The sequence below is a fragment of the Paractinoplanes tereljensis genome, from assembly GCF_016862435.1.
In the GTDB taxonomy this organism is placed as follows: Bacteria; Actinomycetota; Actinomycetes; order Mycobacteriales; family Micromonosporaceae; genus Actinoplanes; species Actinoplanes tereljensis.
The window spans coordinates 57,747-70,392 of the sequence record NZ_BOMY01000035.1; the positions used below are offsets into that span (position 1 = coordinate 57,747).

Genomic DNA, 12,646 nt, shown 5'->3' on the forward strand with positions numbered 1-12,646 from the left:
CTTAATCGATGAAGCAGGCGCCACCTGCAGATGTTCGCCGACATGAAAGATCACCGACGTGCTGGGCTGGCACCAGCCGGTCGGCTTGGAGTCGAAGGAGAGCCATGAGAAACAAGCGAGCCCTCGCCGCTCTGGCAAGCGTTGCCCTGACCGGGCTGCTGGTGAGCGGCTGCGGCAACAGCGACGACAGCTCGGGGTCCGGATCGGGACCGGTGAGCCTGACCGTGTGGACCGGCTTCACCGGCGGTGACGCCCCGGGCTACGACCAGATCGTCAGCGACTTCAACGCGGCCCACCCGGACATCAAGGTGACGATGACCAAGATGTCCTGGGACACGATCGGGCAGAAGCTGCCCTCGGCCTGGGTGACCGGGCAGGGACCGGACATCGCCGCCCCCTCGTCCGACCCGAACGCGATCGCGCAGTACGTGAAGACCAACTCGGTCCTTGAGATCACCAACACCGGCACCGGCGACGACAAGGTCAACACCGACCAGCTCGCGCCCGCGCTGGTCAAGGAATTCACCTACAACGGCAAGCTGTACGCGGTGCCGGCCAACTACGCGACGCTGAGCCTCTACTACAACAAGAAGCTGGTCAGCACGCCGCCGACCACGGTCGCCGAGCTCCAGGACCAGGCCGCCAAGCTGACCACCGGCGGCAACTACGGCCTGGTGCTGGCCGACAACAACACCATCCAGATGTGGCCGATCCTGCAGTGGCTCAGCGGCGGCGACATCGTCGACACCAGCAACTGCAGCGTGGTCGGCACCCCGGCCAGTATCGCGAGCCTCCAGCCGTGGGTCGACCTGGTGAAGAACAAGAAGATCTCTCCGGTCGGGCTCAGCGGGGCCGAGGCCGACTCGCTCTTCTCGGCCGGCAAGGCGGCCATGGAGATCAACGGTCCGTGGGCCGCGGCCAGCTACAAGACGGCCGGCGTCGACTTCGGCCTGGCCGCCGTGCCGACCGGCGCCGACGGCAAGTCGGTGACCCTCGGCTCGACCGCTCCCCTGGCGATCTCGGCCAAGACCAAGCACCCGCAGCAGGCGCAGGAGTTCCTCGCCTACTGGACCAGCAAGACCGCGCAGCTGAAGTTCTCCAAGTCCACCGGCTTCCCGCCGCTGCGCACCGACCTCGCCGACGACGCCACCCTGAAGGCCGATCCGACCGTGTCGATCTTCGCGAACCAGGTGCCGAACGCCAAGCTCTACCTGCCGCAGGTGCCCAACGCCACCAAGGTGGACACCGACGCGTACGTGCCGCTGATCCAGACGGCGACGCGGAACGGAGATGTCGCGGGCGCCGCCGCCACCGCCGCCAAGAAGATCAACGAGTTGACCGGCTGCACGCAATGACATCCCTCGCGCGAAAGGTCCCGGCCGCCCTGGGCGGCCGGGGCCCGGCGGGCTGGCTCTTCATGGCCCCGAGCCTGCTGATCCTCGGCACCTTCGTGCTGTTCCCGATCGGCCGGTCGCTCTGGTACAGCCTGCACAACTGGACGGTCGGCGCGGCCGAGCAACCGTGGGCCGGCCTGGACAACTACACCAGGCTGTTCGGCGACGCGCAGTTCCAGCGGGCGCTGGCCAACACCCTGATCATCACGGTCGCCTCCACCGCCGTACTCGTCGTGGTGGGTCTTGGTCTGGCCCTGGCTCTTCAATCGGAAAACGTGGTGAGCCGGGTCGTCCGGTCGGTGTTCTTCTTCCCGACGGTCATCTCGCTGACCACCGTCGGCATGGTCTGGCGCTTCCTGCTCGACCCGGACATCGGGCTGGTCGGCGGCGTGACCAGGGCACTCGGGCTGGACCCGGTCAATTGGCTGCAGTCGACCGCGCTGGCGCTGCCCACGGTGATCTTCGTGAACGTCTGGAAGAACGCCGGCTTCGTGATGATCGTGCTGGTGGCCGGGCTCAAGGCGATCCCGGGCGAGCACTACGAGGCCGCGTCGCTGGACGGCGCCGGGCGGCTGCAGACGCTGCGGTCGATCACGCTGCCGGCGCTGCGCCCGACCATGCTGTTCGTGACCTTCATGGTCACCGTCCAGTCGCTGCAACTGTTCGACCTCGTCTACGTGATGACCAGCGGCGGACCGCTGGATCACACCGAAACGCTGGTCACCAAGCTCTACCGGGACGGGTTCGTCAACTACGAGACCGGTTACGCGGCGGCCACCTCCTGGGTGCTGTTCATCGTGGTGGTGCTGGTCTCGGCCCTGCAACTACGGATCTTCAGGTACAACGATGCTGACTAAATCGCTCAAGTGGGTCTACGTCGGCATCGGGCTGGTGCTGGCGATCGTGCCGCTGATCTGGATGGTGGCCGGCTCGTTCCGCACCGAGGCCGACCTCTACGGGCACACCGCGAGCCTGTTCCCGCACGAGTGGACCCTGCACGGGTACAAGGGCGTGTGGCAGCAGCTGCCGTTCCTGCGCCTGCTGTTCAACAGCGTGCTGTTCGCCGGGGTCACCACCGCCCTGACCGTGCTGTTCGACTCGATGTGCGCGTACGCCCTGGCCCGTCTTGAATTTCGCGGCCGCACCGTGGCCTTCTGGCTGGTGCTTGTCACCCTGATGGTGCCGTTCCAGGTGACCCTGATCCCGGTCTTCATGGAGCTGTTCCACTTCGGCTGGCTCAACACCTACCAGGGCCTGATCATCCCCCGCGCGACAAGCGCGTTCGGCATCTTCCTGTTCCGCCAGTTCTTCATGAGCATCCCGAAGGAACTGGACGAGGCCGCCCGCATCGACGGCGCCGGGCACTTCCGCATCTACTGGCGGGTGATCCTGCCGCTGGCCAAGCCGGCCATCGCGACGGTCGCCCTGCTCAACTTCACCAATCTTTGGAACGACCTGATCTGGCCGCTCGTGGTGAGCACCGACAACACCATGCAGACCCTGCCGGCCGGTCTCGCGCTCTTCGCCGGACAGCACGTCACCGATCACGCGGTGCTGTTCGCGGGCGCTGTCATCTCCCTGCTACCGATCGCGGTCGTGTTCTTCCTGGCGCAGCGTTACTTCGTCGCCGGAATCTCGACAAGCGGCCTGAAATGAGCTCAGCGGTGCCATTCTTCTCCCCCGGCGATCTCCAGTGGCTGCTGGGCATCGAGGACACCTGCGTCTATCCGCCGGTCGGCTCGGGCATGACCCGGCTCGACGAGCACGCGCTGACCGGCCACGACGCGCGGTGGCGGGACGACCTGGTCGCGGTCGCCGACTTCGGCGCCGGCGGTCTGCGGTACGGCGTGAGCTGGCCCCGGATCTGCCCGGCCCCCGGCGTCTACGACTGGTCCGAGCTCGACGAGCGGCTCCGGTTCGCCACCGGCGAGCTGGGCCTGACCGTCATCGCCGACCTCGTCCACTACGGGACGCCGACCTGGCTCGACGGGGCGTTCGCCGATCCGCGCTACCCGGCCGCGATCGCCGATTTCGCGGCCGCGTTCGCCGCCCGCTACCGCGGTGTCGTCGACCACCTGACGCCGCTGAACGAGCCGCTCACCACCGCGTCGTTCTGCGGGCTGCGCGGGGTGTGGCCGCCCGCGCTGACCGGCTGGACCGGCTGGACCCGGGTCACCATGGGCATCGTCGAGGGCATCCGGCAGACCATCGCCGGGGTGCGAGCGGCCAACCCGGACGCGGTGATCGTGCACGTCGAGGCGGCCAGCATGTACTCGACCCCGGATGCCGGGCTGGACGAGCACACCGCGTTACTGGCCGGGATCGGGCACCTGCCCACCGATCTGCTGCTCGGCCGGGTTTCCGCGAATCATCCGCTGCACGACTGGCTCCTCGCACAGGGCGCCGCACCGGCCGACCTCGACCGGTTCCGCACCGACGTGCCGGAGATCGACATCCTCGGCGTGAACTACTACCCCGACCTCACCCCGCGCGTCATCGAGGAGGTGGCCGGCCAGATCCGGCAGGTCACCGCCAACCGGTGGGCCGAGGGTTTGGAGTACGCGCTGCGCACCGCCCACGAGCGTTACCGGCTGCCGATGGCGATCACCGAGACCAGCATCGAGGGCGACGAGAACACCCGCCGCCGCTGGGCCGAGGACTCGATCGCCGCCGTCCGCCGGTTGCGCGACGAAGGCCTGGACATTCGCGGCTACACCTGGTGGCCGCTGCTCGACTTCGTCGACTGGTCCTACGCCTCGGGTGGCCGCAACGTCGAGGAGTTCATGCTCGACCCGGGCAGCGGCGCCACCCCGACCGCCGAGGTCTACGCCGACATCACCCAGGGCGTCACGCCGTTCCTGCGGCGGATGGGCCTGCTGACGGTCAACGACGACCTGCGACGGTCGGAGACCGAGGCCTCCACGGCGTACCGGAAACAGGCGAGCGCATGACCGCCCCTCGTCCGCAACTGGTTCGGGAGCACTGGGCCGACCTGTCCGGCGAGTGGCGGTTCGACTACGAACCGGACCGCTGGTCCCGGACCATCGTGGTGCCGTTCCCGCCCGAGTCCGCGGCCTCCGGGATCGGCGACACCGAAGTCCACGACGTCCTCTGGTACGAGCGCGACATCCCCTGGGACACGATCCTCGCCGCCGGCTACCACCCGTCCCTGCGACCCCGACTGGTGGTGCGGTTCGGCGCGGTCGACTACCGCTGCACGGTCTGGCTCAACGGCGTTCGCCTGGGCGATCACGAGGGCGGGCACACGCCGTTCGGCTTCGATGCTTCTTCGTTAAAACCCGATCAAGATCAAACTCTGACGGTACGGGCGGAGGACCGAGCCGCCGACGTCGGGCAGCCCCGGGGCAAACAGGACTGGCAGCGCGACGCGCACGTCATCTGGTACGACCGAACCTCCGGCATCTGGCAGCCGGTGTGGCTGGAGGCGACCGCCGCGGTGGCGGTGGAGAGCCTGCACTGGACGGCCGACCTGCCGGCCGCCACGGTGCGGGCCGAGATCGGGCTCAACCGGCCGCCGGAGCCGGGGACCTCGTGCGAGATCGAGCTGCGGCACGACGACTGGCCGATCGGCGCGATCCGGGTTCCGGTCACCGGGCAGCGCACGGTCGCCACGATCACGCTGCCCGGCCAGCAGAACGGGCAGGCGTACGAGGATCTGCTCTGGTCACCCGAGCGGCCCACCCTGATCGACGCGACGGTCCGGGTCGGCGGGGACGAGGTCACGTCGTACCTGGGCCTGCGGTCGGCCGCCGTGGCCGACGGCCACTTCCTGCTCAACGACCGCCCCTACTACCTGCGGTCGGTGCTGAGCCAGGGTTTCTGGCCCTCCTCGCACCTGGCCGCGCCCAGTGCACAGGCCATCGAGGAGGAGGTCCGGCTCATCCTGAGCCTCGGCTTCAACACCGCCCGCGTCCATCAGAAGGTCGAGGACCCCCGGTTCCTGTACTGGGCCGACCGGCTCGGCCTGCTGGTCTGGGGTGAGGCGCCGGCCGCCTACGAGTTCTCCCCCACCGCCGTCGCCCGGACCACCCGCGAGTGGCTGGAGGTGCTGGAGCGGGACCGGTCGCACCCGTCGATCGTCACCTGGGTGCCGCACAACGAGAGCTGGGGCATCCAGCACGTGGCGCACGACCCGCGCCAGGCCGCCTTCGTCCGCGGCCTGTACGAGCTGACCCACGCGATCGACGGCACCCGGCCGGTGATCGCCAACGACGGGTGGGAGCACGTGGGCTCCGACATCCTGTCCGTGCACGACTACGACGACGATCCGGCCACGCTGCGCGAACGCTACGGCCCGGGGGCCCGCGAGCGCCTGTCCGACGGGATCGGCCCGGCGGGACGGCGGATGCGCGTACGCGATCCGATCTCGCCGTCCGCACCGCTGATGCTTACCGAGTTCGGCGGCATCAAGTTCGCGCCGGACGGCGCGGGCTCCTGGGGTTACTCGGCGGCCGGGTCGGCCGAGCAGTTCGCCGCGCAGCTCACCGCGCTGTATGCCGCGCTGCGCGCGTCGCCCGAGCTGGCCGGCACCTGTTACACCCAGCTGACCGACACCATGCAGGAGGCCAACGGCCTGGTCACCGCCGACCGGACGCCGAAGCTGGACGTGGCGCTGATCCGCTCCATCGTCTCAGGCACCGCACCCGCATGACTGGCGGTAGCGGAAGCTGACCTCGACGTCGCGGCGGGTCCACTCGGCCGGCTTGCCGTCGATCAGCTTCAGCAGCCGCTCGGTCGCCGCCACGGCCATCTCCTCGGCCGGAACGCTCACGGTGGAGATGGCCGGGGTGGTGACCCGGGACAGTCCGAAGTCGTCGAAGCCGATCAGCGCGACCTCGGACGGCACCGCGCGGCCACGCGACCGCAGCGCGGTCAGCGCGCCGAACGCCATGTCGTCGTTGGCCGCCACGATCCCGTCGTAGGTGTCGCCCAGGCCGTCGACGAGCGCGTGACCGCGCTCCTCACTGAAATCACCCTCCAGGACGATCGCGTCCGCCCCGATCCCGTACGCCGTGACCGCCTCGAGGAAGCCGTCCCGCCGGTCGACGCCGGTCTGATGGTCGAGCGGCCCGGTCAGGTGCAGCAGGCGGCGCCGCCCGTGCACCTCGATCAGGTGCTCGGTCGCCGCCCGGGAGGCGCTGCGGTCGTCCACCCCGATCGTGATCGCGTCGGTCAGCTGCGGGAAGTTGCCGATCAGCACCAGCGGGAGGCCGCTGGCCAGCAGCCGGTCGACGGTCTCGTCCTCGATCGCGGCACTGGTCAGGATGGCCCCGTCGGCGCTGTTGGAGCGCATCACCCGCTCGTAGGCGGTGAGCCCGCGGGCGGTGTCGGCGTTGGTGGCGATCAGCACCTGGGTGTCGTGGTCGTTGGCCACCGAGGTCACGCCGCTGAGCACATGCATGAAGTAGCTGTGCCCGAACACGTGCCGCGAGGTGGTCGGGACGATCAGGGCGATGGCGCCGGCCCGTTGCTTGCGCAGGGCCCGCGCCGCCGAACTGCCGACGTAACCGAGCTCGGCCGCCACTCGCCGGACCGCTTCCTTGGTGGCCGGGCTGATCCGGTCGCTGTCGGCCAGCGCCATCGAACACGCCGCCGGGGTGATGCCCACCCGGGCGGCGACGTCCCGCAGCGTGACCCGTTTGCCCGTCGCGCTCTTGGCCGCCACGCCCGTGCCTCCCCGCTTGATCGATTAATCGTAGCGGCTCAGCGGTTTATCCGTCGGTGGTGAGAATCTTCTCCAGGTTTCGCTCGGCCAGGGCGGTGATCGTGACGAACGGGTTGACCCCGGTGCTGCCGGGGATCAGCGAGCCGTCCACCACGTAGAGCCCCGGGTAACCGGGCAGCCGGCCGTAGTTGTCGGTGGCCTGGTTGAGCACGCAGCCGCCGAGCGGGTGGTAGGTGAGGTCGTCGGCCCACACCTTGTTCGAGCCGAACAGGTCGCTGCGGTAGACGGTGGACTGGGCCTTGTTGATGGTGTCGAAGACCCGTTTGGCCGCGGCGATGGCCGGTGCGTTCTGCGCCGTCTGCCAGCTCAGCCCGACCGAGCCGGTCGACGAGTTCCAGGTGAACTGGCCCCGGTTGGGGTTCTTGGTGATGGCCAGATAGAGGCTGATCCACAGCTCGGTGCCGGCCGGGAACGGCGCGATCTCGGCGAAGACCGGCCCGGCGGTGTCGGCCCAGTTGTCGATGCCCATGGCCGGCATCCCGGACTGCAGGGCGCCGGTGGTGTTCCAGATGTGGTTGGCCCGGGCGACCATCACGTTGCCGTTGTTGCCCCAGCCCTGGCCGACCGCGGCCGGAAGGTTGGGCAGTTTGCCCTGGGCCCGCATCGCGACCAGCAGCTTGCTGGTGCCGACGCTGCCGGCCGCGAAGAACACCCGGTCGGCCCGGACCGTCTTGGTGGCCACCGTGGCCCCGACGGTGTCGATCTGGTTCATCGTCACGGCGTAACCGCCGAGCGGATCGGGGGCGACCGCGGTGACCTGATGCTGGGCGGTGACGGTCAGCCGGCCGGTGGCGGCCGCGGCAGCCAGGTAGGTCTTGTCCAGTGACCGCTTGCCGTAGTTGTTGCCGTAGATGACCTCGCTGTCCAGCGCCGACCGGGTGACCGTGCCGGCCTGCTCCTTCTTCATGTACTCGAAGTCGTACACGTTGTTCAGGAACGTGGTGGTGTAGCCGGACGCCTGGGCCTGGGCGCGACTGACCCGCGCGTACTGATAGCAGTCCGCGGTCTCGAACCAGGCGGTGTCGATGGCGTTGACGCCCAGCCCCGCGTTGGCCCGGGGAAAATACGTGTCGTACATCGAGGCGACGTCGACCGACGGCAGGATCTCGGCGAAGTAGGACCGCTTGGGCACCACCGCCATCCCGCCATTGACCAGCGAGCCGCCGCCGACCCCACGCCCCTGGTAGACCCGGATGCCGGCGAACTTCTCGGAGTCGAGCACGCCGGTGTACTTGGGGATCGACTTGTTGACTCCGATGCCGAGGAAGTAGCCGAGCGGCTGGTCGGTGGTGGTGCGCAGCCAATACGACCGCTGGTCGGGGTTGAGCATGTCGCAGAAGACGTTGCCGTCCGAGCCGGGGGTGTTCCAGTTCATCCCCATCTCGACGACGACGGTGGCGATCCCGGCCTGGGTCAGCCGCAGCGCGGCCACCGCGCCGCCGTAACCGCTGCCGATGACCAGGGCGGGCACGTGGTCGCCGTTGGCCAGCGCGGCGGCGGCCGGGACGGCGAGCGCCGCCGCTTTCAGAAGGGTGCGACGACGTACCATCTCAGGCCCCCTCGGCGATGTTGTTGGCGGCGATGTAGCCGAACGTCATGGCGGGTCCGATGGTGGAGCCCGCACCCGCGTAGCTGTGTCCCATCACGGCGGCGCTGGAGTTGCCCGCCGCGTACAGCCCGGGGATGACCGAGCCGTCGGCCCGCACCACCCGGGAGCCGGGGTCGGTGCGCAGGCCGCCCTTGGTGCCGAGGTCGCCCGGCACGATCTTGCAGGCGTAGTACGGCGCCAGCCAGAGCGGCGCGAGGCAGGAGTTCGGGGTAACCGCGGGGTCGGTGTAGTAGTGGTCGTAGGCGCTGTCGCCGCGGTGGAAGTCGGTGTCCTTACCGGTGCGGGCGAACCCGTTGAACCGGGAGACGGTGCCGGACAGCGCCGAGGCCGGCACGCCGATCTTGGCGGCCAGCCCGTTGAGGGTCCAGTCCTTGACGACCGCCCCCGACGAGTACCAGTCGTCCGGGAACGGCAGCGCGGGCGAGACGTCCCGGAACAGGTACCGGTTGCGGTAGTTCTGGTCGAAGATCAGCCAGGACGGGATGTCCTTCTTGGCGTACATGACGTGCACGACGTCGCTGTACGGCGCGGCCTCGTTGACGAAGCGCACCCCGGCGTCGTTGACGATCAGGCTGCCCGGCAGGGTGCGCTCGGCCAGGCAGAAGTACGGCTCGCCGGGCAGCGGGATGGCCGGGCCCCACCACGAGTCGTCGAGGAAGTCGGTGGCCGCCCCGGCCCGCAGGCCGGCCTGGATGCCGTCGCCGGTGTTCTCCTTGGCGCCCACCGTCCAGTCGACGCCGATCGGCTGCTCCTGATAGGCCAGCCGCATCGACAGGTTGTGCTCGAAGCCGCCGGCCGCCACCAGGACGCCCCGGTTGGCGGTGATGCCGGTGGCGACCCCGTTGCGGGTGACCACGACGCCGGTGACCCGCCCACTGGTGTTGATCTGCAGGTCGACCAGCGGGGTGTTCAGCCAGACCGGCACGCCCGCGCCGGCCAGCCCGGCCCGCAGCGCCCCGGCCAGCGCCTGCCCCATGGTCAGCGGCGTCTTCCCGGCCAGCACGGCCGCGGTGTAGCGGGCCACGCACTCGGCCGCGACGGCCGTGCCCTTGAGGTTGACCAGCGCCAGGTTGAGCCACTTGTAGTCGGCGCTGAACACCGACAGGCCGGCCGGCGTCGCCAGGTAGGCCGGGTTGAGATTGGCCAGTTCCGCGCCGAGCAGCTTGCCGTCGAACAGGTCGGGCTCGATCGAGCGGCCGCGCGCGATGCCGCCGGGCAGCTCCGGGTAGTAGTCCGAGTAGCCGTCCATGTAGCGGAACCGCAGCGGGCTGTTCGCCATCACGAACGAGATCATCGGCGGCCCGTTGTCGAGGAACGCCTTCTGCTTGGCGGTCGGGACGTCCCCGCCCACCACCGCGGCGAGATAGGTGGCCGCCTTGGCCGGCGTGTCCGGCACCCCGGCGGCCAGGATGACCTCGTTGTTGGGGATCCAGATGCCGGCGCCGGACCGGGCGGCCGAGCCGCCGAAGGTCGGGGCCTTCTCCACCACCAGAACGCTGAGGCCGCGTTTGGCGGCGCGCAGCGCCGCGGTCATGCCCGCGGCACCACAACCGATAACCACGATGTCGTACGCCGATTGGGCCGCCGCTTGGGCCGCCGCCGGGTTTCCCAGTGCGGAAGAACCGGCCACCAGGCCGGTTCCGATGGCTGCGGCGCCGGTGAGGACCTGGCGCCGTTTGAGGTGAGCGGACATAGAAGCTCCTCAGACGTTGGAGCTGTAACGCGTTCTACTATCGAACGCGCTGGCGCTCGTGTCAAAGGGATGCGTCTATGAGAACGTGTTTCAGTTCCTCGACATCCTTGACTCGCTCGGCCCGGGTCGCCGCCAACGGCGACACCAGCAGCGTGGTGACCCCGGCGGCGGCCAGCTCGGCCACCCGGTCGCGCAACTCGGCCGGCCCGGCGACAAGCGCGGTGGCGTGCACCAGCCGCTCCGGGACCGCGGCCGCCGCCTCGGCCCGCCGCCCGCTCAGGAACAGCTCCTGGATCGTCGCGGCCTCGTCCGGATAGCCGTACCGGCGAACCAGGTCGTTGGAGAAGTTCTTTCCGCGCGCACCCATCCCGCCGATGTAGAGGGCGAGCTGGGCACGATGCCGGGCCAGCAGCTCGGCGGTCGGTTCGGCCACCGCGAACGGCAGCGGCACCATGATGTCCAGCGGCCCGAGCGCCGGGTCGCGGCGAGCTCGGCCCTCGGCCAGCGCCGGGCCGAACACCTCCGGCAGCGCCGCCGGGTCCAGGAAGAGCGCCTGCCAGCCCTCGGCGATCTCGGCGGCGAGCGCGACGTTGCGCGGGCCCATCGCGGCCAGCAGGATCGGGATGCGGTCGCGGACCGGCCGGTTGATCAGCTTGAGCGGCTTACCCAGGCCGCCGGGCAGCGGGATGCGATAGTGCTCCCCCTGATGCACCAGGGTCTCCCGGCGCCACACCGTCCGGCAGATGTCGACGAGCTCCCGGGTGCGGGCCAGCGGCGCGTCGTACGCCACCCCGTGGAAACCCTCGATCACCTGCGGCCCGGAGGCGCCCAGGCCGAGCGAGAACCGGCCGCCGGAGACGTAGTCGAGGCCGGCCGCGGTCATCGCGGTCAGCGTCGGGGTGCGGGTGTAGAGCTGCATGACACCGGACGCGAGCTGCATCCGGTTGGTGCGGGCGGCCAGGTAGCCGAGCTGGCTGACGGCGTCGAAGCTGTACGCCTCGGGCACCACCACCAGGTCGGCCCCGGCCGCCTCGAACTCCACGACCTCCTCGACCGCGTGCGCGAAGCCCTCTCCGCTGTATCCCAACTGAATGCCCAGCCGCATGTCACGCGCCCGCGTCGTGCACGATCACCTGCCGGATCACGTCGCCCCGGCCGAGTGCGGCGAGGGCGTCGTCGACCTGCTCGAGTCGCAGCCGGTGGCTCACCATGCCCTCCAGGTCGAGGTGCCCGGACCGCCACAGCGCGATCAGCCGGGGGAAGTCGCGCAGCGGGAAGGCCGACCCGTACAGCGAGGAGAGGATCCGCTTGCCCTCGAAGAGCAGCTCGAACGGGTTGAACTCGACCTGATGCTCGGCCCGGCCGGCGCCGACCACCACGACGGCACCGCCGCGGCGGGTCGCGGTCCACGCCGTACGCAAGGTCTGCGGAAGCGCGACCACGTCGAAGGCGTAATCGAATCCCTCGCCGCCGGTGATCTCGGTGGTCAGGTCGCTGAGCTGGTCGGGGGTGACCGCGTGGGTGGCGCCGAAGCGGCGGGCCACGGCCAGCTTCTCCGGCACGGTGTCGACGGCCACGATGATCGGCGCGCCGGAGAGCCGGGCGCCCTGGATGGCCGAGATGCCCACCCCGCCGCAGCCGATGACCACGGCCGTCTCGCCCGGGCGCAGCTGCGCGGTGTTGACCACCGCGCCCACCCCGGTCATCACGCCGCAGCCGACCAGGGCGGCCACCTCGTACGGCACGTCGGGCTCGATCTGCACCGCGCCGATTCGCGGGACCACCATCTCCTCGGCGAAGGCGCCGCAGCCGGCCATCCCGAAGATGGGCAGGTCACCGGCCATGAACCGGGGCATCACGTAGCCGGTCAGCACGTGGGTCATGCAGAGATAGGGCATGCCGCGCACGCACTCGGCGCAGGTGCCGCAGGACGGCAGCCAGTTGACGATCACCCGGTCACCCTCGGCCAGATCGTCGACGCCCTCGCCGACCTCGATCACGTCGCCGGCCGCCTCGTGGCCGAGCACCACCGGCACCGGCTGGGGCAGCCCACCGTCGCGGGCGGACTGGTCGGAGTGGCAGACACCGGCCGCGCGCACCCGGATCCGGATCTCCCCCGGGCCTGGACCCAGCACGGTCACGTCGTCACGAATATCGAGTTTCTCGCCGAGGTCATGGAGTACAGCGGCGCGCATGTCTCACCC

Annotated in this window: 10 protein-coding genes; 5 read left to right on the top strand and 5 right to left on the bottom strand. The window is 69.9% G+C overall.

The window, feature by feature from the left end; genetic code table 11:
• Positions 1–104: 104 nt before the first annotated feature.
• From Ate02nite_RS27375 to Ate02nite_RS27395, 5 genes are read left to right on the top strand one after another with little or no spacing between them, the layout of a single operon-like run.
• Complete coding sequence (locus Ate02nite_RS27375) at positions 105–1,355, top strand: sugar ABC transporter substrate-binding protein (protein ID WP_203810566.1); 1,251 nt, start codon at positions 105–107, stop codon at positions 1,353–1,355.
• Entirely contained in the window at positions 1,352–2,251 is a 900-nt protein-coding gene (locus Ate02nite_RS27380; protein WP_203810568.1) for a carbohydrate ABC transporter permease, read from the top strand. The genes Ate02nite_RS27375 and Ate02nite_RS27380 overlap by 4 nt, the downstream gene beginning before the upstream one ends.
• On the top strand, positions 2,241–3,050 hold the full coding sequence (locus Ate02nite_RS27385; RefSeq protein WP_203810570.1) for a carbohydrate ABC transporter permease: 810 nt from the start codon (positions 2,241–2,243) through the stop codon (positions 3,048–3,050). The genes Ate02nite_RS27380 and Ate02nite_RS27385 overlap by 11 nt, the downstream gene beginning before the upstream one ends.
• 8 nt (positions 3,051–3,058) lie before the next feature.
• On the top strand, positions 3,059–4,345 hold the full coding sequence (locus Ate02nite_RS27390) for a family 1 glycosylhydrolase (protein ID WP_203810572.1): 1,287 nt from the start codon (positions 3,059–3,061) through the stop codon (positions 4,343–4,345).
• A complete protein-coding gene (locus Ate02nite_RS27395) occupies positions 4,342–6,066 on the top strand; it encodes a glycoside hydrolase family 2 protein (RefSeq protein ID WP_239147726.1) in 1,725 nt (574 codons plus the stop codon). The genes Ate02nite_RS27390 and Ate02nite_RS27395 overlap by 4 nt, the downstream gene beginning before the upstream one ends.
• On the opposite strand, the gene Ate02nite_RS27400 is transcribed toward Ate02nite_RS27395, so the two are convergent.
• The 5 genes from Ate02nite_RS27400 to Ate02nite_RS27420 form a co-directional block, all read right to left on the bottom strand.
• Positions 6,046–7,080 (bottom strand): LacI family DNA-binding transcriptional regulator, encoded by a 1,035-nt coding sequence (locus tag Ate02nite_RS27400; protein ID WP_203810574.1) that lies wholly within the window; start codon positions 7,078–7,080, stop codon positions 6,046–6,048. The two genes, Ate02nite_RS27395 and Ate02nite_RS27400, sit on opposite strands and share 21 nt — an antisense overlap.
• A gap of 46 nt (positions 7,081–7,126) precedes the next feature.
• The gene (locus Ate02nite_RS27405) at positions 7,127–8,689 is read right to left on the bottom strand and encodes a GMC oxidoreductase (protein ID WP_203810576.1); all 1,563 of its coding nucleotides are present in this window, start codon (positions 8,687–8,689) and stop codon (positions 7,127–7,129) included.
• Between the two features lies 1 nt (position 8,690).
• The gene (gene kstD / locus Ate02nite_RS27410; RefSeq protein WP_203810578.1) at positions 8,691–10,442 is read right to left on the bottom strand and encodes a 3-oxosteroid 1-dehydrogenase; all 1,752 of its coding nucleotides are present in this window, start codon (positions 10,440–10,442) and stop codon (positions 8,691–8,693) included.
• A gap of 61 nt (positions 10,443–10,503) precedes the next feature.
• The gene (locus Ate02nite_RS27415; RefSeq protein ID WP_203810580.1) at positions 10,504–11,547 is read right to left on the bottom strand and encodes an LLM class F420-dependent oxidoreductase; all 1,044 of its coding nucleotides are present in this window, start codon (positions 11,545–11,547) and stop codon (positions 10,504–10,506) included.
• A 1-nt stretch (position 11,548) separates the two neighbouring features.
• Entirely contained in the window at positions 11,549–12,637 is a 1,089-nt protein-coding gene (locus Ate02nite_RS27420) for a Zn-dependent alcohol dehydrogenase (protein WP_203810582.1), read from the bottom strand.
• Between the last annotated feature and the right edge of the window lie 9 nt (positions 12,638–12,646).